Origin of the sequence: Winogradskyella sp. SM1960 (assembly GCF_020179375.1) — a bacterium.
GTDB classification, from domain to species: Bacteria; Bacteroidota; Bacteroidia; order Flavobacteriales; family Flavobacteriaceae; genus Winogradskyella; species Winogradskyella marina.
Genome location: NZ_JAICBG010000001.1, coordinates 642,128 through 665,051, shown reverse-complemented (window position 1 = coordinate 665,051; position 22,924 = coordinate 642,128). Strand labels below are relative to the sequence as shown.

Annotated in this window: 17 protein-coding genes; 13 read left to right on the top strand and 4 right to left on the bottom strand. The window is 33.7% G+C overall.

Annotated elements, in window-relative coordinates:
• The 3 genes from K1X16_RS03005 to miaB form a co-directional block, all read right to left on the bottom strand.
• Entirely contained in the window at positions 1–930 is a 930-nt protein-coding gene (locus tag K1X16_RS03005) for a hypothetical protein (RefSeq protein ID WP_225034991.1), read from the bottom strand.
• A gap of 120 nt (positions 931–1,050) precedes the next feature.
• Complete coding sequence (locus K1X16_RS03000; RefSeq protein ID WP_225034990.1) at positions 1,051–1,911, bottom strand: hypothetical protein; 861 nt, start codon at positions 1,909–1,911, stop codon at positions 1,051–1,053.
• Position 1,912: 1 nt separating this feature from the next.
• Positions 1,913–3,358, bottom strand: a complete 1,446-nt coding sequence (miaB, locus tag K1X16_RS02995; protein WP_195869669.1) for a tRNA (N6-isopentenyl adenosine(37)-C2)-methylthiotransferase MiaB — start codon at positions 3,356–3,358, stop codon at positions 1,913–1,915.
• A gap of 177 nt (positions 3,359–3,535) precedes the next feature.
• Between miaB and K1X16_RS02990 the strand changes: the two genes are divergently transcribed.
• From K1X16_RS02990 to K1X16_RS02950, 9 genes are all read left to right on the top strand, one after another.
• On the top strand, positions 3,536–4,324 hold the full coding sequence (locus tag K1X16_RS02990) for a hypothetical protein (protein ID WP_225034989.1): 789 nt from the start codon (positions 3,536–3,538) through the stop codon (positions 4,322–4,324).
• 43 nt (positions 4,325–4,367) lie between these two features.
• Positions 4,368–4,802 (top strand): hypothetical protein, encoded by a 435-nt coding sequence (locus K1X16_RS02985; protein WP_225034988.1) that lies wholly within the window; start codon positions 4,368–4,370, stop codon positions 4,800–4,802.
• Between the two features lie 160 nt (positions 4,803–4,962).
• Positions 4,963–7,494: a type I DNA topoisomerase gene (gene topA, locus K1X16_RS02980; RefSeq protein WP_195869666.1), complete on the top strand. Its 2,532-nt coding sequence runs from the start codon at positions 4,963–4,965 to the stop codon at positions 7,492–7,494.
• A 6-nt stretch (positions 7,495–7,500) separates the two neighbouring features.
• Positions 7,501–8,667, top strand: a complete 1,167-nt coding sequence (locus tag K1X16_RS02975; protein ID WP_225034987.1) for a formimidoylglutamase — start codon at positions 7,501–7,503, stop codon at positions 8,665–8,667.
• 159 nt (positions 8,668–8,826) lie between these two features.
• On the top strand, positions 8,827–10,179 hold the full coding sequence (gene gldK, locus K1X16_RS02970; RefSeq protein ID WP_195869664.1) for a gliding motility lipoprotein GldK: 1,353 nt from the start codon (positions 8,827–8,829) through the stop codon (positions 10,177–10,179).
• 83 nt (positions 10,180–10,262) lie between these two features.
• Positions 10,263–10,898, top strand: a complete 636-nt coding sequence (gldL, locus tag K1X16_RS02965; protein ID WP_195869663.1) for a gliding motility protein GldL — start codon at positions 10,263–10,265, stop codon at positions 10,896–10,898.
• A 50-nt stretch (positions 10,899–10,948) separates the two neighbouring features.
• Positions 10,949–12,520 (top strand): gliding motility protein GldM, encoded by a 1,572-nt coding sequence (gene gldM / locus K1X16_RS02960; RefSeq protein ID WP_195869662.1) that lies wholly within the window; start codon positions 10,949–10,951, stop codon positions 12,518–12,520.
• Positions 12,521–12,571: 51 nt separating this feature from the next.
• Entirely contained in the window at positions 12,572–13,483 is a 912-nt protein-coding gene (gldN, locus tag K1X16_RS02955) for a gliding motility protein GldN (protein WP_195869661.1), read from the top strand.
• 155 nt (positions 13,484–13,638) lie between these two features.
• Entirely contained in the window at positions 13,639–14,688 is a 1,050-nt protein-coding gene (locus K1X16_RS02950; protein WP_225034986.1) for an NAD(P)/FAD-dependent oxidoreductase, read from the top strand.
• A 44-nt stretch (positions 14,689–14,732) separates the two neighbouring features.
• On the opposite strand, the gene K1X16_RS02945 is transcribed toward K1X16_RS02950, so the two are convergent.
• The gene (locus tag K1X16_RS02945; RefSeq protein ID WP_225034985.1) at positions 14,733–15,134 is read right to left on the bottom strand and encodes a DUF983 domain-containing protein; all 402 of its coding nucleotides are present in this window, start codon (positions 15,132–15,134) and stop codon (positions 14,733–14,735) included.
• Between the two features lie 108 nt (positions 15,135–15,242).
• Here K1X16_RS02945 and K1X16_RS02940 point away from each other — a divergent pair, with 108 nt between their 5' ends.
• The 4 genes from K1X16_RS02940 to K1X16_RS02925 all read left to right on the top strand — a co-directional run bounded on the left by K1X16_RS02940 (position 15,243) and on the right by K1X16_RS02925 (position 22,919).
• The gene (locus K1X16_RS02940) at positions 15,243–17,150 is read left to right on the top strand and encodes an ABC-F family ATP-binding cassette domain-containing protein (RefSeq protein ID WP_195869658.1); all 1,908 of its coding nucleotides are present in this window, start codon (positions 15,243–15,245) and stop codon (positions 17,148–17,150) included.
• Positions 17,151–17,268: 118 nt separating this feature from the next.
• On the top strand, positions 17,269–18,414 hold the full coding sequence (locus tag K1X16_RS02935; RefSeq protein ID WP_195869657.1) for an efflux RND transporter periplasmic adaptor subunit: 1,146 nt from the start codon (positions 17,269–17,271) through the stop codon (positions 18,412–18,414).
• A gap of 1 nt (position 18,415) precedes the next feature.
• Positions 18,416–21,610 (top strand): efflux RND transporter permease subunit, encoded by a 3,195-nt coding sequence (locus K1X16_RS02930; RefSeq protein ID WP_225034984.1) that lies wholly within the window; start codon positions 18,416–18,418, stop codon positions 21,608–21,610.
• On the top strand, positions 21,600–22,919 hold the full coding sequence (locus K1X16_RS02925; protein WP_195870156.1) for a TolC family protein: 1,320 nt from the start codon (positions 21,600–21,602) through the stop codon (positions 22,917–22,919). Before K1X16_RS02930 ends, K1X16_RS02925 begins: the two co-directional genes overlap by 11 nt.
• The last annotated feature ends 5 nt before the right edge of the window (positions 22,920–22,924 follow it).

Below are 22,924 nucleotides of genomic sequence, written 5' to 3'. Positions count from 1 at the left end.
TTAATTAATATATGAAAATACTTCGTTGAACTCAAAAGATAATTCAGGGCCGAAATTATAAGCGATATCTCTACTTTTTATTCTGCCAGCAGTATTGTATTCTAAATCAAAATTAAACGCTGTACCATTGAATGAAGCTCCATTCCAATTGTTTGTAGAAAGAAATTGTGCAATTTGACCTCCAATTTCATCTGAATAATCATCCTTCAAAAAGGTTAAAATGTAATTGTCTTCATAAATGACTTGTAATGGGTTTGATTTATCGTCAAACTGATACGTTGTATTGCTTTGTGTTTCACCAGTAGTTGTGCTACTAGTAATATTACCTGCGGCATTGTAAGCAACTGTTTCAGTCTGAATAGAAAATTCTCCATCAAACGATTCTTTTTTAATAACACGATCTTGTCCGTCTACTGTAAATTGCGTAGAAATAGTAGAGCCAGGTTCTGTTCTTGTAATTATGTTTCCGTCGTATGTGAAGTTGTAGTTGTAATCGTCTTCGTCGTTATCATAATAATCATATGTTATATTAGAAACAACTCCATTGGTGTAGGTTATAACAGTTTCGTTTGTAGTAACTCCTGCTGAATTTACAGATTTATCGTTAATAATTTGTCCTGAACTATTTCGGGTTATAATGACATCTTCGTTTTCAAATGGGCTTCCATTAGCAGATAATGCGTTGGTTCCAGATGCAATTTTATTATTAGAAATATGTAATTCTGAATTGGTAATCGTTTCAATAGGAGCTCCAAAAAACACCACATTAATCTTTGTATCTAATTCATAAACCGACATGGATAAGTCAGCGCTCTCGCTACCTCCTCCTTGGTTACCACCTCCTTCTTGGTTGTAAGCCGAGTCTAAAGGCTCAATATTACAAGAGGTAATTAAAGTTAACGTGAATAATACTAAGGCTAATTTTTTCATTGATGTTTTATTTTTTTTACTTCTCATAGCTATAAGAATTTAGTTGTTGGTAATCTCTTTTTTATTTCGAATAACCTATCAATTAAATAGTTTTCTAAATTATTCAGTTATGCCTTGAAGCTAGTAATACGAATAGGTTATTGTGTTTGTAACTTCGCCTGTAACTGTATTCGTAATTGTTGCAGAAACAGGATAATTATCATTGTTGTATATATAAGTATACACGTCTGTGACCCCTTGAGCATCGGTTTTACTTAACACATTATTTGGTGACATGTCTACAATGTTATAGTCATCCATAAAGTAAAGTGCTAATTTGTAATTGTCCATAGTTTCAGCAATCGGATTTTTTTTGTCGTCATAGGTAAAAGTATTACTGTAATCAGCTTGAGAACCAAAATTTATGGTGGTATGACTTTCAATCATGTTGAAATTGGCATCATATTCATAATCTGTTATATTCCATACCGAGTTATCATTGTTTATCAAGGTGGACTTCTTTTGTGTTAAATACTTTAAATTATCTAAACTAAATGTCCATTGAATATTTAAATCATCTTCTTCTATACCTGATTCTAATAGGTCATTATAATTAATGGTGTTATTATCTATGATAATGTTAGCATCCGTTTGATAACCAAATGTGACATAGTGATAATTAGAAATATCAGTACTAGTATAGGTTAGGTCTGCAAATGACTCTTCAGTCCCATAGGTGTGATATGAACTTATTAATTTATCGTCGTTTGAATATTCAAATTTAGACAGAATATAATTATACGCAGAAAGCGCACTAGTATCTGTTATAGAATCTAACCTTCCGTTTATATCGAAATAAAAATTACGCTCATTATTGTCTCCAATATCTTTGATGTGTTTTATAATTAGCGTGTTTGGAGTTTCATTTTCAGAATCTTGAATGTCATCAGTGTTACATGAAAATAAAACTGCAAATAATACGATATAAAACGTGAATTTCATGTTAATTGTTTTTTGAATAACCTACGGCTTTTCCAATAAGCGTAGCACTTGTGCAATCTGTAATTAACACATTAACAAAATCTCCAACTTTATAATGTTCCTTAGGGAAAACAGCAACCGTATTGTCTGAGGTTCTTCCAGACCATTCTAAATCCGATTTTTTTGAGGCCTTTTCAATTAAGACTTCTACCGTTTTATTAAGGTGAGATCTAGTATTCATCGCGCTATACTTACGTTCTAATTGAATAATTTCGCTTAGTCGACGTTTTTTAATTTTTTCTGGGACATCATCTTCCATTTTACGACCAGCTAATGTTCCTGGACGTTCAGAATAGGTAAACATATAACCAAAATTATACTTTACATATTCCATTAAAGATAAGGTGTCTTGATGATCTTCTTCTGTTTCTGTTGGAAAACCAGCGATTAAATCTACACTGATTGAGCATTCAGGAATTAATCGTTTTATATTATCGATAATTTCAAAATATTCCTCACGCGTGTGCAAACGATTCATTTCTTTTAAAATACGATCGCTTCCGCTTTGTACAGGTAAATGAATGTGTTTACATATATTATCGTACTTCGCCATGGTTTCAATAACATCCATGGTAAAATCTTGTGGATTAGACGTAGAAAATCGGATTCGCATTTTTGGCTGAGCCTTAGCACATAACTCTAAAAGTTTAGCAAAATTTACAGCTGTAGCTTTTTGAAGATCAGAAGCGTTATTAAAATCTTTTTTCAAGCCTCCTCCATACCAAAGATAACTATCTACGTTTTGTCCTAGAAGGGTGATTTCTCTAAACCCTTTAGACCATAAATCATTAACTTCTTCAATAATACTTTGTGGATCTCTACTACGTTCTCTTCCACGTGTAAATGGAACAACACAGAACGTACACATATTATCACAACCACGAGTTATTGAAACAAATGCCGTTATGCCATTGGTGTTAAGCCTTACGGGTGAAATATCTCCATAAGTTTCTTCTTTAGAAAGAATAACGTTAATGGCGTCTCTTCCTTCTTCAACTTCGGCAAGCAAATTAGGTAAATCCTTGTAAGCATCTGGTCCTACAACCAAATCCACGATTTTCTCTTCATCTAAAAATTTCGTTTTTAGACGTTCTGCCATACAGCCCAAAACACCAACTTTCATTTTTGGGTTAATACGCTTTACAGCATTATATTCTTGCAATCGCTTTCTAACGGTTTGCTCTGCTTTATCTCTAATAGAGCAGGTGTTAACTAAAACAAGATCTGCTTCTTCAAGGGTTTGTGTTGTGTTGAAACCTTGTTCAGAAAGAATGGAAGCTACAATTTCGCTGTCACTAAAATTCATTGCACAGCCGTAACTCTCAATGAATAGTTTGCGTTGGTTGCCTTCTTTTTTGTCTATGACTAGGGTTTCTCCTTGTTTATTTTCGTCTATTATTTTTTCCATCAGTTATAGTGAATACTTCTAAATCTCAATAAGCATGCAAAGGTAATACTATTTTATTGATTGTGACAAAGTGGCAGTTATAATGTTTTATTAAACCTTAAAAGTCGTAAGGCTAAAGTTTTTTTGAATATGTAAAGAAAATAGATTTCTTTTGGCGAACTAACCAAATAAATAAAAATGAATAGTACAGAAATTAAAGGTCGAATTGACGATGCGAATGCTTTAGACTTTGGGCTTATATTTAATCAATCTATAGCGTTGTTTAAAAAAGTTTGGGTACAAGGCTTGGTGATTTTACTATTAAATATGGTGTTGGCCATACCAGTAATAATGATTGTTTATATACCGCTATTGTTCTTTGGTTTTGTTAGTGCTTTTACTTTTGATAGTAATTATGATTCTTATGGTCACGCAGGTATGAGTGTTGTTATGGTTATTGTGGTTGTGTTAGTTTATGCTTTTATGATAGTAGCCATGAGTGCCATTGGGCTTGGATTAAAAGCAGCATTTTATCGTATATGTCAACTTAAAGACTTAGAACAACTAGGTAAAGAAGATTATTTTTATTTCTTCAAAAAACCGTATTTAGTTAAAACGATTAAGTTGGGAGTTGCGTATTCAGGCATTTCGCTTTTAGCGGCTATGTTATGTTTTCTACCCATTCTATACGTCATAGTGCCACTATCTTTTGTCGTTATTGTCTATGCTTTTAATCCAGATTTATCCATATCGGAAATCATTAAATTGGGGTTTGATCTCGGTAATAAAAAATGGTTGCTTGCTTTCGGTCTTATGTTTATCTCTGGGTTTTTAGCAATAGTAATTGGTTTTTTAATGTGTGGTTTTGGTGTCTACGTCACAACTTCGTTTGTTCAGTTGCCATCTTATTTTATTTATAAGGACGTGGTTGGATTTGATAATGACAATGATCAAATGAGGCGAATTGAGCAATTATCTACCTTTTAACGCAACCCTTTATCAAATTATGCATCTATAAAGAAACAGTTTTATGAGTTTGAAAAAAATCACAGTATTTTCTTTGTTTTGTTTATTGTTGCTGAATTTTCAATGTGATGAAGATGATTTGTCAACGAAATCATGTGGATTAGTGGTCGTAAGTAATAATGAAACATATGACAATGCAGAATCGGATCATTATGATGTATTAGATGTTAACTTATATGGTCATTGTTTAGTGTTTAATATCAGTTCAAGTGGCTGCGATGGTAGTTCTTGGGATTTATCGTTAATAGATTCAGAAAATATTGCTGAGTCGATGCCTCCACAACGTTATTTAAAACTGACACTTACTAATAATGAAGACTGCTTAACAGTTATAGAAAAAACGGAGCCATTTAATTTAACACAGTTACAGGTAGATGGCTCAAATGAAGTTTTGTTAAACATTGAAGGTTTATCAGAACCTATTTTATATGTCTATTAAATAAGATTAAATATTTTTTTTAATCCTAAAAGCCTTGCAAATCGTAAGGCTTTTTCTGTGTTTTACATTCATTTAATTGCGTTAAAATGTATGGTATTTACGACCAAATTAGGTTTGTATCTTAATTTTCACATACATTTGTAAACGCAAAATTTTAAGAATGTCAAAAAATCTCGTTATTGTTGAGTCACCTGCAAAGGCTAAAACTATTGAAAAATTTTTAGGTAAAGATTTTAAAGTGGAGTCCAGTTTTGGACACATTGCAGATTTACCATCCAAAGAATTAGGGGTAGATGTCGAAGGAGACTTTATGCCTAATTATCAGGTGTCTAAGGACAAAAAGGATGTCGTTAAAAAACTAAAAGAATTAGCAAAAAAAGCGGATATTGTATGGTTAGCGAGTGATGAGGATCGGGAAGGAGAGGCTATTGCTTGGCATTTGGCAGAAACTTTAAAATTAGATAAAGATAAAACGAAGCGAATTGTATTTCATGAGATTACTAAAAGCGCGATTAATAAAGCCATTGAAAATCCAAGGAGTATAGATTATAACTTAGTAGATGCACAACAAGCAAGACGTGTTTTAGACCGTATTGTAGGTTATGAATTATCTCCGGTTTTATGGAGAAAAGTGAAAGGTGGCTTATCTGCTGGTCGTGTACAGTCGGTTTCTGTACGTTTAATTGTAGAACGTGAACGCGCTGTACAAGCTTTTGAAGCAAAAGCATCGTATAGAGTGGATGCAGAGTTTACAAATGAAAACGGCAATTCATTCAAAGCAAAATTACCTAAGAATTTTAGTTCAGAAAAAGAAGCCTTAAAATTTTTAAATGATAATATAGGAGCATCTTACGAAGTTTCAGATTTACAAAAGAAACCAGCAAAAAAATCACCTGCTGCGCCATTTACAACGTCAACACTTCAGCAAGAAGCGTCACGTAAATTAGGATTTTCTGTGAGTAGAACGATGCAAAATGCACAACGTTTGTACGAAGCTGGTCTTATTACTTATATGAGAACAGATAGTGTTAATTTATCTGATGAAGCTAAAAAAGGAGCGGAGAACGAAATTATTTCGGCCTATGGTTCTAAGTTTAGTAACCCAAAAAATTATAAAGGAAAATCTAAAGGAGCACAAGAAGCACACGAAGCAATTAGACCAACAGATTTTTCAAATCATACTGTTAATGCAGAGCGCGATCAGGCAAGATTGTACGATTTAATCTGGAAACGAGCTATTGCATCTCAAATGAGTGATGCAAAATTGGAACGTACCAACCTTAAAATTCAGATTAATGCAGAAAATAAGATTAGTGAGCAATTCACTGCAAATGGTGAAATCATAACATTTGAAGGATTCCTTAAAGTCTATTTAGAAGGAACCGATGATGAAGATACTGAGCAAGAAGGTATTTTGCCAGATTTAAAAGTAGGTGAGGCACTTCAAAATAAATATATTACAGCAACCGAACGTTTTACAAGACCTCCGGCAAGATTTACTGAAGCCTCATTAGTAAAGCAATTAGAAGAATTAGGTATTGGTCGTCCGTCAACGTATGCACCAACAATTTCTACCATTCAGAATAGAAACTATATTGAAAAAGGAACGCATGAAGGTGACCAGAGAACTTACAAGCAATTAGTTTTTGAAGATCAAAAGATAAAAGACAATACACTATCAGAACAAACAGGTTCTAATAAAGGTAAATTGGTGCCAACAGATATTGGTATGATTGTTACTGATTTCTTAGTGAATCATTTTGAAAGCATATTAGATTACAACTTTACTGCTAAAGTAGAAGATAAGTTTGATGATATTGCGGAAGGAAAAGAAGATTGGCGAGAAATGATGAAAGATTTCTATAAAGGCTTTCATCCACAAGTTGAAGATGTGCAAGAAAATGCTGAACGCGAGTCTGGAGAACGTATTTTAGGTACAGATCCAAAAACAGGTAGACAAGTTAGTGTGCGTTTAGGGAAGTTTGGGCCTATGGTTCAGCTTGGTGTTCAAGACGAGGAGGAAAAACCAAAGTTTGCGTCATTATCGCCAGACCAACAATTAAATTCCATTACGTATGAAGAGGCTATGGATTTATTTAAGCTTCCAAAAGCACTTGGTCATTATAAGGAGGAAGAAGTAGAAGTTAACAACGGTCGTTTTGGACCTTATGTTCGTTTTGGGAAAAAGTTTGTATCGCTTCCAAAAGGAGTAGATCCGTTGAGTGTTGATATGGATGAAGCAATGATATATATTAAGGAGAAAGAATTAGCAGATGCTCCTATATATATGTATAAAGATTTAGAGGTTACCAAAGGTAAAGGACGTTTTGGGCCATTTATAAAATGGAACAATATGTTTATAAATGTGAATAAAAAGTACGATTGGGATAATTTATCTGAAGAAGACATTGTAACTTTGATCGAAGAAAAGATACAAAAAGAAATTGATAAGGTTATTCATAACTGGGAAGATGAAGGTGTAAGAGTAGAGAAAGCACGTTGGGGAAGACATAACATTATTAAGGGTAAACAAAAAGTAGAGTTAGCCAAAACGGTAGATGTGAGTAAAATGACGCTAGAGAAAGCATTAGGCATTCTCGAAAAAAATGCGCCAAAAAAGAAAACTACCAAAAAGAAAGCAACAAAGAAGAAGACGGCTACAAAGAAAAAAACGACCACAAAAAAGAAGTAATTGAGTATGAATTTTAATTTCCTTACGCCTGTTTCAGATGCGATTTTAGCTCATAACGAACTAACAGCGCAACAAGCGCTAGGAAAAAAAATCAAGGTTCATTCGCGTCAAAACGGAATTCCAGATTTGGAAGACGTTCAAATGGCGATTATCGGAGTTCAAGAAAATAGAAATGATGTTAATTATATAGGTGCTCCTATTAATTTCGATACGATTCGAAAAACACTTTACACGCTATTTCCTGGAAATTGGCATACTACAATAGCAGACCTTGGTGATATTGAACCAGGCGAAACAGTTGAAGATACTTATTTTGCAATTCGCACTGCAATTACTGTTTTGGTAGAAAAAGGCATTATACCTATTGTGTTGGGAGGAAGTCAAGATTTAACGTATGCCAATTACCGTGCGTACGATTCTATTCTACCAATGGTTAACGTTGTAAGTGTAGATACAAATTTTGATTTAGGTGATGCCAACCTTCCTATAAAGAATAATAGTTATGTAGGTAAAGTCATTGTAGAAGAGCCCTATAATTTGTTTAATTACACAACAATAGGATATCAAACATACTTTAACTCCCAAGAAGAAATAGATCTCATAGAAAAGCTGTACTTTGAGGCCTACCGATTAGGAGAGATTTCTGGAGACATAAGTAGAGTAGAACCGTTAATGCGAGATGCGCATATTGTTTCAGTAGATTTAAAATCAGTTAGAGCTGCTGAGGTAAGTGAAAATCAGAAATATTCACCAAATGGTTTTTCAGGAAAAGAAATATGTGCTATTAGTAGGTATGCTGGTATAAGTAATAAGGTCACCTCTTTTGGTATTTATGAATATAACGTATCTAAGAATGATAGTGCAACCGCAATGTTGGTAGCACAAATGATATGGTACTTTATAGAAGGAGTTAATTGTAGAGTGAAAGATGACGATTTTAAAAATGAAAACCATTACCAAAAGTATAATGTATTAGTTGATAATGATGAATTAATATTTTATAAGAGTTTAAAAACAGGTCGTTGGTGGATAGAGATTCCGTTTTTGCCAAACGTTAATAATAAATTAAAAAAGCATACGTTATTACCATGCATGCATTCCGATTATGTGCATGCAACTCAAGGTGAAATACCAGAACGCTGGTATAAAGCTTACAGGAAAAATAGCTTTTGAAATGCGCATTTTATCGGATTTTAACATAAGTTTAATCGACGAAATGCTTATTTTAAGGGTGAAGTGTAAAAAAAAGAGAAAAAAAGTTGTTTATTCGGAAATATATAAATATGTTTACGACCTCAAAAATAATAAGGACTAATTTAACCTAGAGTTACTATGAATATTAAGAAGTTTATTTTACTAACCACAGTACTAGTTATGGTAGCCAGTTGTAATTCTGGTGATCGTGGACAATTGGTTGGTGTACAAGGTAAAAAATGGCACCCGGAAAAGCCCTATGGAATGACCTTGGTACCTGGAGGTGCTTTTATTATGGGTAAATCAGATGATGATTTAGCTGGAGTACAAGATGCCCCAACAAGAACAGCAACAGTTCGTGCATTTTACATGGATGAAACTGAGATTACAAATAGCGAGTATCGTCAATTTGTAGAGTGGGTAAGAGATTCTACTCTAAGATTAAAATTAGCTGAGATGGCTGACTTAGAAGGTAAAACACCAGGAAATGGAGATATTGGTGAATTTGCATATGTAGACGCAGATCCAGAAAATCTTAACGCTTACGAAAGCTACATGGTGAATACCTATGGTAATCAGCAAAGAAAAATTAATAGAGACGTAGATTTACACTTTAGCACGGATGACTATCCAGATGAATTGTATGCTGAGGTAATGGATGGTATGTACTTACCATTAGAAGAGTCATATAATGGTCAACGTACTTGGGATGTAAAGCAATTTAAGTTCCAGTATACCTATATGGATATTCAAAAAGCCGCTAAAAATAGAGGGTTAAAGCGATCTGAGGTTGTAGTTCAGCAAGAAGTTGAAGTATATCCAGATACAACAGCTTGGATTAGAGATTTTGCATATTCTTATAATGAACCAATGCATAACGATTATTTTTGGCATGATGCTTATGGAGATTATCCGGTTGTAGGTGTATCTTGGAAGCAAGCGCAAGCGTTCTGTCAGTGGAGAACGTTATATCACAATGCCGATAGAAAGAAGAGAGGTAGACAACCAGTAAACTCATACAGATTACCATCAGAAGCAGAGTGGGAATATGCTGCACGTGGAGGTTTACAAGGAGCATCGTATCCTTGGGGTGGACCATATACTAAAAACGACAGAGGTTGTTTTATGGCAAACTTTAAACCATTACGTGGAGATTATGCTGCAGATCAGGCATTATATACTGTAGAAGCAGATGCTTACGATCCTAATGATTTCAACTTGTATAATATGGCAGGTAATGTTTCAGAATGGGTAAATGGTTCTTACGATCCTGCATCATATGAATATGCTTCATCAATTAATCCTAATGTAAACGATCCTGATAATGCTCGTAAAGTAGTAAGAGGTGGATCTTGGAAAGATGTTGCTTATTTCTTACAAGTAAGCTCTAGAGATTATGAATATGCAGATTCTGCAAGAAGCTATATCGGATTTAGAACAGTTCAAGATTATATGGGAACTGAAGTCACTAAAAACGCAGCAACAAATTAACCTAAACTTAACTTAAAACTAAATATTAATCCTAAATGAGTATTAATTAACCAAGCTCATTTGAAAACAAAAACTTAAAAATCATGGCACAAAAGAAATTATCAACAATGAATATGGTCTACGGACTTGGAGCTGCAATTGTAATCCTTGGAGCGTTATTTAAAATTCAGCACTGGCCTTATGCATCCCTTATTTTAACTATAGGTATGATTGTTGAAGCTTTAGTATTTACAATTTCAGCATTTGAAAAGCAAGGAGACGACTTAGATTGGTCACTTGTATATCCAGAATTAGCTGGTGGACAAACCTTAGGAGCAAAAAAGAAAGCTGTTGAGGCACCAAAAGATGCTGAAGGAATGTTATCTAAAAAATTAGACAACTTATTAAAAGATGCTAAAATTGATGGTGCGCTTATGGCAAGCTTAGGAGATAGCATTAAAAACTTTGAAGGAGCAGCAAAAGGAATCTCTCCAACTGTTGATTCAATGGCAGCACAAAAGAAATACAGTGAAGAAATGTCTTTAGCGGCAGCTCAAATGGAGTCTTTAAATAGCCTTTATAAAGTACAAATGGACAGTGCAAACCGTCAAGCTGCAATTAATGAAGAAGCTGTAGAAAATGCTACTAAATTAAAAGAGCAAATGCAATCTTTAGCTTCTAACTTATCATCTTTAAATGGTGTGTATGGTGGTATGCTATCTGCAATGAACAAAAACTAATTGGTTTTTATAATCAAAATTAATTATTAACAATTAAAAACTAATTAGAAATGGCAGGAGGAAAACTATCCGCAAGGCAAAAAATGATTAACTTAATGTACTTAGTATTTATTGCTATGATGGCAATGAATATGTCTAAAGAAGTATTATCTGCATTTGGGTTAATGGAAGCAAAATTTGCTGATGCGAATGAATCTACGGCAGAACGAAATGATATGTTGTTGGCCGAACTAGAAAGAAAAGGAGAAGAAAACCCTGAAGCATTTAAGGCTTCAGCGGCAAGAGCACAACAGGTGAAAATAGCATCTGATAAGTTCTTTACTTATCTTGAGTCCCTTAAAAGAGATATTATCGAAACTGGTGAATATGAATTAGATGAGAACGGTAAATTACCTTTCGAAGCTATGGATAAAACCGATATTCTTGATGAAGCTTGGTTTACAGGAGATCGTCTTACTAAAAAAGGCGAAGAAGTAATGGCGAATTTAAACCAGTACAAAAGTGCAATCAATGATATCTTAGCTAAAGATGAGAGCTATAGAGGTAGAGCTGAAGCTTTTGAAAAAACATTTAGTACAGCACAAGAAGAGAATAAAGATGGTAAAAAAATCGATTGGTTAAACTATAACTTTCAAGGTTACCCAGCGATTGCATCTTATACTAAGTTAACAGCATTACAGAATGATGTTAGAGTTACAGAGTCTGATATGTTTAGTTTATTTCTAGGTAATATCGTTTCTGAAGCAACAACACTTAATAACTATCAAGCCATTGTATTAGCTGATAAGTCTGCATTTTTTGCAGGAGAGCAGTTTCAAGGTAGAGTTGTAATTGGTAAGTATGCTAATGTACCGCCAACAGCATTAACGGTTCAAGGACAAGAGGTTAACCTAAGTGAAGCAATTGATTCTACAGGTGCTGCAACATTAGGTTTTAATGTTGGTAATGTTGGTGAACATGAAATTAATGGTGAGTTTACTTTTATTGAAAACAATGAAGAGTTAAAAATTCCAATTAAAGCAAACTATGTGGTTGTACCAAGACCAAATTCTGCAACAATTTCTGCAGATAAGATGAACGTTGTTTATCGTGGTGTTGCTAACCCAATGACTATTTCTTTTGCTGGTGTACCAGACAATAAAGTAAGAGCTTCAGGTGCTGGACTATCACCTGCAGGTAGTGGTGGAAAATATGTTATGAATCCAGGTACTGGTAGAGAAGTAACAATTAATGTAACTGCTACTTTAGACGATGGTTCACCTGCTAGTGATCAAAAAACCTTTAGAATTAAAGATATTCCAAAGCCAACTGGTACTATTTCAGGACAAGATGGTATGGTAAGATTACCAAAAAGAAATATAGAAATTGGTACTGTTGGTGCTAAGTTAGACGACTTTGTATTTGATTTACCAATTAATGTAACATCATTCCAAGTTAAAGTTCCGGGTCAGCCTACAGTAAATGTTGCTGGTACTAAAATGAACAGTCAAGCTAAAGCAGCAATTGGTAGAGCACGTACTGGTGATGTAGTTACAATTTTTAATATTAAAGCGAAGATAACTGGAAATTCTAGTTATAATCTAAAGGGTGTATCTCCTGTAACAATTGAGGTATCTAACTAAGATAATTAATCGCAGTTAAAAAGAAAATCCCAAATTATAATAAACGACAAGATGAATTTAAAAAGCTTTTTATGTATAGGAATAGGTGTTTTAGCCGCAAACAGTATGTTTGCTCAGGCTAATATCCTAAATGCAAAAATACCAGAAGAAATTGGTATGAAAACTGAAGCGCAGTTACTTCTAGATAACGATAAGCCTTTAGAATATGGATATGTCGGAGACAGAGATATTTTGTTTTCTAAAATGACTTGGGAAAAAATTGTTCTAGATGAGCGTGCTAACTTTCCGTTATACTTTCCTATTGAAGATAACTTAGGCGATGATAGAAAATCATTGTATATGGTATTAAAGGAAAATATCGAGAATGGCACTATTCCAAAGGTATATGCAGATGCCTATTTTACTGAAGAACGTACCATGGAGGATTTGGCACCTGCTTTAGTAATGGAAAGAGTTCTTGATGTAGGAATTGATTGGATGAATGCAGAAGGTGTTACTGATACAGCTCTTGTACCAGAAGAATACAAAGTTCGTAGAGAGATTGGACCAGCAGACATTAAATCGTATTTAGTAAAAGGACTTTGGTACTTTGATAAACGTCAAGGAGAATTAAAATATCGTATTCTTGGTATTGCACCTGCAGCACCAGATGTGAATTTTATTGACTCTGATGATGAAATGAATAAAGAACCAATTGGTTTGTATTGGGTGTTTTTTCCAGAAATAAGAGATATTCTTCATGAGGCTAAAGCTTTCAATAATAAGAATAGCGCAGTGCCTTTATCTTTCGATCATTTATTAAATAGCAGACGCTTTAGTGGTATTATCTACAAAGAAGAAAATGTTTATGGTGATAGAGAAGTAAAAGAGTATGTGGCTGAAAATGCATTAATGCAACTTTTAGAATCAGAACGAATCAAAGATAAAATCAGAAACTTTGAACAAGATATGTGGAGTTACTAATTAGCTTCAACATAAAACAATATAAACGCTCACTTTTTAAGTGGGCGTTTTTTTTATATCGAAATGTTTGGGATATTATGATTGCACCAAACATAATTTGCGCCTTGCGACGTTAGGAATATAGATTTATTTACTTTTGTGCTAATGTTAAAAAAATGAAGGAAGTAGATTATATCATAGTAGGTTGTGGGTTAGCTAGTATAGCATTTTGTGAAGAATTGCGTGTACACAATAAAACATTTGTTGTGTTTGATGATAGCTCACAAAAATCATCTATAGTAGCAGCCGGATTATATAATCCTGTTATACTTAAGCGATTTTCAAAGGTTTGGAAAGCAAAAGAACAGTTAGCCTTAGCGCGTCCTTTATATTCTAAAATTGAAAACGAATTAAAGATTAAAATAGATTATGAACTCTCCATCTTAAGACGTTTCATATCAATAGAAGAACAAAATAAATGGTTTACAGCCTCAGATAAGCCGTCATTAGAGCCTTTTCTATCTACAAATTTGATTAAAAATTCGTCTGAATATATTGATGCGAATTTTGGGTTTGGTGAAGTGTTACACGCAGGCCGAATTGATACCGAAACATTAATCCTAAATTATAAAGCGTTTTTAAAATCCAATAACAGTCTGTTTGAAACATCATTTGTTTATAACAACATACAGTTTGAAAATGATGACATTCATTATGAAAATTTAAAAACGAATCAAATTGTTTTTGCGGAAGGCTTTGGTGTGAAACAGAACCCATATTTTAATCACCTTCCTCTTACAGGTTCAAAAGGTGAAATTTTAACGATAAAAGCACCAGATTTAAAAATTGATTACGCCATTAAATCTTCAGTTTTTGTTATTCCACTTGGAAATGATTTGTATAATGTAGGTGCAACTTATGATAATAACGATAAGTCTAATGTGCCTACAGAAAAAGCAAAAGAAGAGTTGCTATTGAAACTGGGAAAATTTTTAACATGTAATTTCGAAGTCGTAGATCATATTGCAGGAGTAAGACCAACCGTTAAAGATAGAAGACCTTTAGTGGGAAGACATTTTAAGCATAACAACTTATATGTGTTAAATGGGTTAGGAACACGAGGGGTTATGATAGCACCTTATGTGTCTAAGCAACTTTTCAAGTTAATTGAAACCAATGAATCTTTAGATTCTGAAATTGATATCAACAGATTTAATGAAAAATAGAACTAAATAGAAGAGCGATTTTTAGTCACGTGGTTCATTCAATTTTAGGATTTTGCCTTTGTACTTTTCTCAGCTAATTCTTTATCATAACTCATAAAGATATTAATCCAAATATTTCGAGATAGACGCATTATTACAGGGAAAAGCCCAATTAAGGTAGCCATAATAGCAACAAATGCAGTAATAAGCGAAGATCCTAAAATGTTATAACTAATTATAAACGCGGCTACGGCAAAAGCAATACCAACAGCATAACTCACATACATAGACCCATAGAAAAAGGAAGGCTCAATCTGATATTTTGTTTTACAGTGGGAGCAGGTCTTGTTCATTTTTATGACTTCAGTAATCGCATAAGGGTTTTTGTTTTGATACATAGATTCTTGGTGACATTTAGGACATACACCAAAAAGTATACTATAAAGTTTCATTCCTTTTCTAATCATAACTAAAACCTTTATTTTTGCGAATTATAACCATGCAAAGATAAAATTTTATTAGTTAAGCATTGTAACAATTGTAACGCAAAGTACAGTTGAAATTTTAAACTATTTATGTTAAATATTCATAACCTTTCTATATCATTCCAAGGAGAATACCTCTTTGAAGAAATTACTTTTAAGCTAGGTCTTGGCGATCGTATTGGTTTAATAGGTAAAAATGGAGCAGGCAAATCGACCATGCTTCGTATTTTGTCTAAAGAACAAGAAGCCGATTCTGGTCAGATTGCTGCAGACAAGGATATGAAAATTGGATTCTTAAAACAAGATATTGATTTCGATCTAGGAAAAACCGTATTAGAGGAATCCTATCAAGCATTTAAAGACATAAAAAAATGCGAAGCCCAACTCGAAGAAATTAACACACAACTGGCCGAACGTACAGATTATGAGAGTGATTCTTATCATCAGTTAATGGTTGATTTGAATGATGTACAACATCAATACGAAATATTAGGAGGTTATAACTACCAAGGTGAAACTGAGAAAATTCTTCAAGGTTTAGGATTTAAGCGTGAAGACTTTGATAAGCTAACAGATACCTTTTCTGGTGGTTGGAGAATGCGAATAGAGTTAGCAAAGCTTTTACTTCAAAACAACGATTTATTATTGTTAGATGAGCCAACCAACCACTTAGATATAGAATCTATTATTTGGTTAGAAAATTTCTTAAAAAGTTATAGTGGAGCAGTAGTAATCGTATCGCACGATAAAATGTTTTTAGATAACGTTACAAATCGTACCATCGAAATCTCTTTAGGTCGTATTTACGATTACAATAAACCATACACCAAATTTTTAGAGCTGAGAAAAGAAATGAAGGTGCAGCAATTGGCAGCTCAAAAAAACCAAGAGAAAAAGATTGAGCAAACCGAAAAACTCATTGAAAAGTTTAGAGCAAAAGCTTCAAAAGCTACAATGGCACAATCGCTAATAAAAAAATTAGATAAGATTGATCGTATTGAAGTAGATGAAGATGATAATAGTGTAATGGCTTTAAATTTTCCGGTGTCAATTACACCTGGAAAAGTGGTTGTTGAGATAGAAAATGTCTCAAAATCGTATGGAGATTTACAAGTGCTACACAATGTAAATTTAGCAGTTCCTAGAGATATTAAAACAGCTTTTGTTGGTCAAAACGGACAAGGAAAATCAACATTGGCTAAAATTATAGTTGGAGAAATTGAGCACGAAGGCCACTTAAATTTGGGTCATAATGTGCAAATAGGCTATTTCGCGCAAAATCAGGCAGAATATTTAGACGGTAATAAAACGGTTTTAGATACTATGATCGATGCTGCCAATGAAACCAATAGAAGTAAGGTTCGAGATATTTTAGGGTCGTTCTTATTTAGAGGAGAGGAAGCTGAGAAATATGTTAAGGTGCTTTCTGGTGGTGAACGAAATCGTTTGGCTCTGGCGAAACTATTATTACAGCCTTTGAACGTCCTTATTATGGATGAGCCAACCAACCACTTAGATATTAAATCTAAGAATGTTTTAAAAGAAGCTTTAACGAAATTTGAAGGGACTTTGATATTAGTGTCTCACGATAGGGATTTTCTTCAGGGTTTAACAGATACGGTTTATGAATTTAAAGATCAAAACATCAAAGAGTATTTAGGTGATATAGATTTTTACTTAGAACAACGTAATCTCGAAAATCTAAGAGAAGCCGAAAAAAGAACGGTCGTTGCCAACAAACCCAAAGAAAGCAATAAACAGAGTTACGAAGATCAAAAGAAATTAAAGTCTTTAAATAATAAGTTGAGTAATATTGAGTCTAAAATTAGTCAACTAGAAAAAGACATTAAAAATGACGATATTAAACTCGCTACAAATTATGATGAAACTGCTGCTAATCCAGCATTTTTTGATACGTATCAAAGTAAGAAGAAATCCTTAGGTAAGCTAATGGAAGACTGGGAGTCCATTCAGTTTCAACTCGATGAAATATCGTAGTCTACACTGCGTTTTTAAGTTTTTTTTAACGACTTGGCGTCAACAATTGAATATTTTTGTCTTCTATTCATTTAGTTTTAAAATTGCGAATAGAAACTAATTCATTAAAAACGAAACAATGAGAAAAATTCTTCTATTTGTAATTGGCGTCATTATAATTTTAGCAGCTAGTGTTGGTGCTTATTTTATTATAGAAAGTAATACAAAAGAAAAGCCAGAAGTTTCAAAAGTCGTAAAAACGGTTTTTGTAGATACGATAAAAAATAGCACTGTACCTGTTATAATTCCTGCAAATGGAAATCTTCTAGCTAAGAATAGGTTAGAGCTTTATTCTGAGGTGCAAGGTGTGTTTGAAAATAGTGCTAGTGACTTTAAAGCTGGTGAGACTTACAGAAAAGGACAATTACTTATTCGTATTAACTCTAATGAATACTACGCTTCAGTTCAATCTGCTAAAAGTGAGTTATACAATCTTATAACCTCTTTAATGCCAGATTTAAGATTAGATTATCCAAATGCTTTTCCTGTTTGGAATACGTATCTTCAAAATTTTGATATGAATAAAAGTGTGGCTGCTTTGCCAGAGTCTTCTGATGAAAAAGTTAATTATTTTATCACAGGTCGTGGAGTGCAATCAGCATATTATAATGTAAAAAATCTTGAGCAACGTTTATCTAAGTATAGGATCTACGCACCATACAATGGTATTTTAACCGAAAGTTTAGTTAACAAAGGAACGTTGGTTAGACCTGGTCAAAAACTTGGAGAATTTATTGATACTTCCGTTTATGAATTAGAATTAGCCATAGGTAGCACCTACAGTGATTTGTTGTCAATAGGTGAAAAAGTGAAACTTAATACGTTAAATAAACAATCTAATTATACTGGTGTCGTTTCTAGAATAAATGGTCGTATTGATCAAGCCACACAAACCGTTACAGTTTTTGTAGAGGTTGAAGGCGACAATTTAAAAGAAGGTATGTATCTAGAAGCTCAACTTGAAGCTGAAGAAATTCCGAACGCCATAAAAATTTCAAGAACACTCTTGGTAGATCAATCTAAAGTTTTTGTCTTAAGAGACAGTGTTCTAGATATAATTGATGTCAAACCTATATATTTTTCATCTAAGGATGTTATTATAAAAGGTGTGCCAGATGATGCCGTAATACTTTCAAGATCTATTCCTGGTGCTTATGCTGGTATGTTAGTGAAAGTAAATGAAGAATCTGTAAATACGACTCAATCAAACGAAACTGCACAATAGAATGAGAAAAATAATCACTTATTTTATAAAATACGATGTTGCAGTAAACGTCATCATTATAGCCATTGTCATTTTTGGTATTTTAGGAATGTCTCACCTAAAATCGTCGTACTTTCCACTACAAGACGCGGAGATTGTTTCAATAAATATTGCATATCCTGGTGCTGCGCCTCAAGAGATTGAAGAAGGTATTGTGCTAAAAATTGAAGATAATCTTAAAGGGCTTATTGGTATTGAGCGTGTGACATCGACGTCTCGAGAAAGTGGAGGTAGTATTACCGTTGAAATTGAAACCGACGAGGATATTAATAATATGCTTGCCGAAATTAAGAATGCGGTAGATCGTGTGCCCAACTTTCCTTCAGGTATGGAACCTTTGGTAGTTGCCAAACAAGAACGTGTAAGGCAAACCATAGATTTTGCAATTAGTGGAGACAACATTGAGCTTGCTACTTTAAAACAAATAGGACGAGACATAGAGAATGACCTTCGTGCTATGGAAGGTATATCGCAAATTGAAATAACGGGTTATCCCGAGGAAGAAATAGAGATTGCAGTTAGAGAAAATGACCTTTTAGCTTATAATATTACGTTTGGTGAAGTTGCGCGAGCTGTTTCACAATCTAATATCCTAACCACAGGTGGTAATATAAAAACAGATAGTGAAGATTATTTAATAAGAGCTAATAACCGATCTTATTATGGAGACGAACTGAATATTCTTCCTGTTAGAGCACGTGAGGATGGTACTGTTGTTAGACTACAAGATGTTGCAACCGTTAGAGATCGTTTTTCAGAAACACCAAATGCTTCCTTTTTTAATGGCAATGTTGCTGTAAATATTGAAATTACAAATACCAATAGTGAAGACTTAATTTCAACAGCCGGTAAGGTTAATACGTATATCGATGAGTTTAATCAGAAATATACTGGAGTTCAAATTGACGTCGTTAGTGATTCGTCTATTCGTTTAAATCAAAGAACAAAATTACTTTTAGAAAATGGTGTTATGGGAGTTATTTTGGTGCTCTTATTTTTATCAATATTTCTAAATACAAGAATGGCTTTTTGGGTGGCTTTTGGCTTACCTATTTCATTTTTAGGAATGTTTATGTTTGCTGCTCAGTTTAACGTTACTATTAATGTCTTGTCTCTATTTGGGATGATTATTGTCATCGGTATTTTGGTGGATGATGCCATTGTTATTGCCGAAAATATTTATCAGCATTATGAAGAAGGTAAACCTAGAGTCCAAGCTGCCGTTGATGGCACAATGGAAGTGTTACCTGCAGTACTTTCAGCAATTACAACAACGATTTTAGCATTTTCAACGTTCTTATTCTTAGAAGGTCGAATGGGTGAATTCTTCAGTGAAGTTTCTGTTATTGTTATACTTATATTAATCATTTCGTTGATTGAAGCATTAATTATTTTACCTGCGCATATAGCGCATTCTAAAGCTTTATTGAAAATATCAGCAGCAGACAGAAAAGAAAAAACAGGTATTGCCAAAGTATTTGTAAAACTGCGAAACCTCAATGAGTATGGTGATCAATTTATGGTGTATTGTCGCGATAAGATTTATAGTCCAACTCTAAAGTTTGTACTTAAACAACGCTTTATTACGTTTGCTATACTTATCGCTTTAATGATTTTAACCATTGCAGCAAATCAAGGAGGTGTTATAAAAACGTCTTTCTTCCCAAGTATTGCGAGTGATCGTGTAAGTATTAATTTATTAATGCCAGAGGGTACAAACCCTAAAATAACCGACTCCATTATCACTTTGGTTGAAGGTGCAGCATGGCGCGTTAATGAGGATTTTAGTAAAAACCAATCAGGAAACAAGCAAGTAGTAGAAAACATTACAAAACGTGTTGGTCCAGGAAACAACAAAGCAAGTATAAATGTTAACCTTTTACCAGGTGAGGAACGGGATTTTGGTTCGCCAGAAATTACAAATGCCATACGAGAAGAAGTAGGAGAAGTTTATGGTGTAGAGAGTTTAACCTTTGGTTCTGGTGGTAACTTTGGTGGTTCGCCTATTTCAATTTCGTTATTAGGAAATAATACCGAAGAACTTAAAAACGCTAAAACAGAATTGCGTAGGGTGTTACAAGAGAACGCATTGTTAGCTGATATTTCAGATACCGATCCAGAAGGAATTAAAGAAATAAATGTTGAACTTAACGAAACGGCATATGCACTTGGCCTAAACCTTCAGGAGGTAATGAGTCAGGTAAGAGCAGGTTTCTTTGGTTTACAAGCACAACGTTTCCAAAGAGGTCAAGATGAAATTCGTGTTTGGGTAAGATATGATAGAACCGATAGAGCGTCAATAAACAACTTGGACGAAATGCGTATTGTGTCACCATTGGGACAACGAGTACCGTTTGGAGAAATTGCAACCTATACTATAATGAGAGGTGACGAAAGTATAAAACACCTCAATGGGCAACGAGAAATACAAGTTAATGCTGATTTAAAAGATCCTAACGGAAGTTCTGCAGAAATTCTTCTTGAAATACAGAATACGGTTATGCCAGATATACTTTCAAAATACCCAACAGTTGGTGTGTCTTACGAAGGTCAAAATAGAGAAGCAGGAAAACTAACACGATCAGCAAAAACTGCTGTCCCAGTCATCATATTTTTAATCTATGTGGTTATCGCATTTACGTTTAGAAGTTATAGCCAGCCATTATTATTAATTTTTATGATTCCATTCAGTTTTATAGCAGTGGCTTGGGGACATTGGATTCACGATTTTCCTGTTAACATTCTTTCAGCGTTAGGTATTATAGCACTTATTGGTATTATGGTAAATGATGGATTGGTATTGATAAGTAAGTTTAATTCATTTTTAAAAATGGGATTAACATTCGATAACGCATTGTTTGAAGCTGGTAAAGCACGATTCAGAGCTATATTTTTAACATCAGTAACCACTATTGCTGGTATTGCACCATTACTGTTAGAAAAAAGTAGACAAGCACAGTTTTTAAAACCTATGGCAATTTCTATTGCTTACGGTATTGCTATAGCAACCGTTTTAACTTTAGTTATTTTACCACTTTTATTGTCTGCAACTAACAGTTTTAAAACGAATAAAAAATGGTTGATTACAGGCGATAAAATTTCAAAAGAAGAAGTAGAACGCGCCATAATAGAACAAAAAAATGATGATGAACATTAAAACCTATATTGTATTTAGTTTTGTTTTCTTCGGATTCATTGCAACCGCACAGGATGTGTTGACTACTGACGAAGCCATGAAACTTGCTTTAGAGCACAATTACGGTATCAAAATAGCCACAAATACTGTTGAAGTGGCAGACAATAATCAAGGCATTTTAAATTCTGGTTATTTACCAACACTTACTGGTAATGCTGGTGCTTCAATTGATGTACAAAACTCAGATGGTGAGTTGGCCAATGGAGAAACACGTGTAGCAGATGGAGCAGAGACGAGGCGTTATAATGCGTCAATTAATTTAAATTACACCTTGTTTGATGGTATGGGTCGTTTGTACAACTACAAGCGTCTAAAGGAAGAATATTTATTGTCTGAGTTAGAAGCGCGTCAAACCATTGAAACAACTATGGTGCAATTGTTTTCTATCTATTATACCATTGCACAGCTCTCTGAAAATTCAGATGTACTTGAAGAAACGCTTATTATTTCTAAAGATCGCTTAAGACGGTCTGGTTATCAGTTTGATTATGGACAAAATACCAAACTAGATGTTTTAAATGCTGAAGTAGATATAAATAACGACAGTATTAGTGTAATAAATATAAAACAACAATTAAAAAATACGAAGCGCGATCTCAATGTTGTTTTAGGCAATAAAAAATCCGAAGAATTCCGAGTTGAGACCGAACTTAATTTTCTACTTGAACTTAACAAGGAGACACTTTTAGAAAAAATGAAAGCTAATAATGTGTCGTTATTACAAGCTGAAAGTAATATAAATATTAGTGAATACGATATTAAAACAAGTAAAGCACAATTTTTACCAACGGTTGGTTTAGTGGGTTCTTACGGATGGAACGAGTCCACCAACAACAGTCCATTAGCCTTTACTTTGCAAAACACAAATACAGGAGTATCTGCAGGTTTAAATTTAACTTGGAATTTGTTTGATGGAGGTGGAACCATCACTCGTGTAAAGAATACTAAACTATTTCTTGAAAATCAGAAACTACAAAAAGAGCAATTAATTATAGATATTGAACGAAACTTTAATAATGCTTGGGACAATTACCAAAATAAATTATTGATTTTTCAAGTACAGGAAGACAATATTAAAACCGCACAAAATAATTTTGACCGTACTGAAGAAAAATTCAAATTAGGTCAAGTGACTTCTATCGAATTTAGACAAGCCCAACTCAATCTATTAAATGCAGAATTAAGCCGAAATCAAGCAAAATATGATGCAAAATTAGCTGAGTTAGATGTGCTTCAAATTAGTGGAGAATTGTTAAATGTTCAATTTTAATCTAA

Coding starts and splice junctions, on each gene's coding strand:
- miaB (WP_195869669.1), bottom strand. CDS start 3,358: ATGGAAAAAATAATAGACGAAAATAAACAAGGAGAAACCCTAGTCATA.
- K1X16_RS02925 (WP_195870156.1), top strand. CDS start 21,600: ATGAACATTAAAACCTATATTGTATTTAGTTTTGTTTTCTTCGGATTC.
- gldM (WP_195869662.1), top strand. CDS start 10,949: ATGGCAGGAGGAAAACTATCCGCAAGGCAAAAAATGATTAACTTAATG.
- gldN (WP_195869661.1), top strand. CDS start 12,572: ATGAATTTAAAAAGCTTTTTATGTATAGGAATAGGTGTTTTAGCCGCA.
- topA (WP_195869666.1), top strand. CDS start 4,963: ATGTCAAAAAATCTCGTTATTGTTGAGTCACCTGCAAAGGCTAAAACT.
- K1X16_RS03000 (WP_225034990.1), bottom strand. CDS start 1,911: ATGAAATTCACGTTTTATATCGTATTATTTGCAGTTTTATTTTCATGT.
- K1X16_RS02940 (WP_195869658.1), top strand. CDS start 15,243: ATGTTAAATATTCATAACCTTTCTATATCATTCCAAGGAGAATACCTC.
- K1X16_RS02990 (WP_225034989.1), top strand. CDS start 3,536: ATGAATAGTACAGAAATTAAAGGTCGAATTGACGATGCGAATGCTTTA.
- K1X16_RS02945 (WP_225034985.1), bottom strand. CDS start 15,134: ATGATTAGAAAAGGAATGAAACTTTATAGTATACTTTTTGGTGTATGT.
- K1X16_RS02930 (WP_225034984.1), top strand. CDS start 18,416: ATGAGAAAAATAATCACTTATTTTATAAAATACGATGTTGCAGTAAAC.
- K1X16_RS02950 (WP_225034986.1), top strand. CDS start 13,639: ATGAAGGAAGTAGATTATATCATAGTAGGTTGTGGGTTAGCTAGTATA.
- K1X16_RS02975 (WP_225034987.1), top strand. CDS start 7,501: ATGAATTTTAATTTCCTTACGCCTGTTTCAGATGCGATTTTAGCTCAT.
- K1X16_RS02935 (WP_195869657.1), top strand. CDS start 17,269: ATGAGAAAAATTCTTCTATTTGTAATTGGCGTCATTATAATTTTAGCA.
- gldK (WP_195869664.1), top strand. CDS start 8,827: ATGAATATTAAGAAGTTTATTTTACTAACCACAGTACTAGTTATGGTA.
- K1X16_RS02985 (WP_225034988.1), top strand. CDS start 4,368: ATGAGTTTGAAAAAAATCACAGTATTTTCTTTGTTTTGTTTATTGTTG.
- K1X16_RS03005 (WP_225034991.1), bottom strand. CDS start 930: ATGAAAAAATTAGCCTTAGTATTATTCACGTTAACTTTAATTACCTCT.
- gldL (WP_195869663.1), top strand. CDS start 10,263: ATGGCACAAAAGAAATTATCAACAATGAATATGGTCTACGGACTTGGA.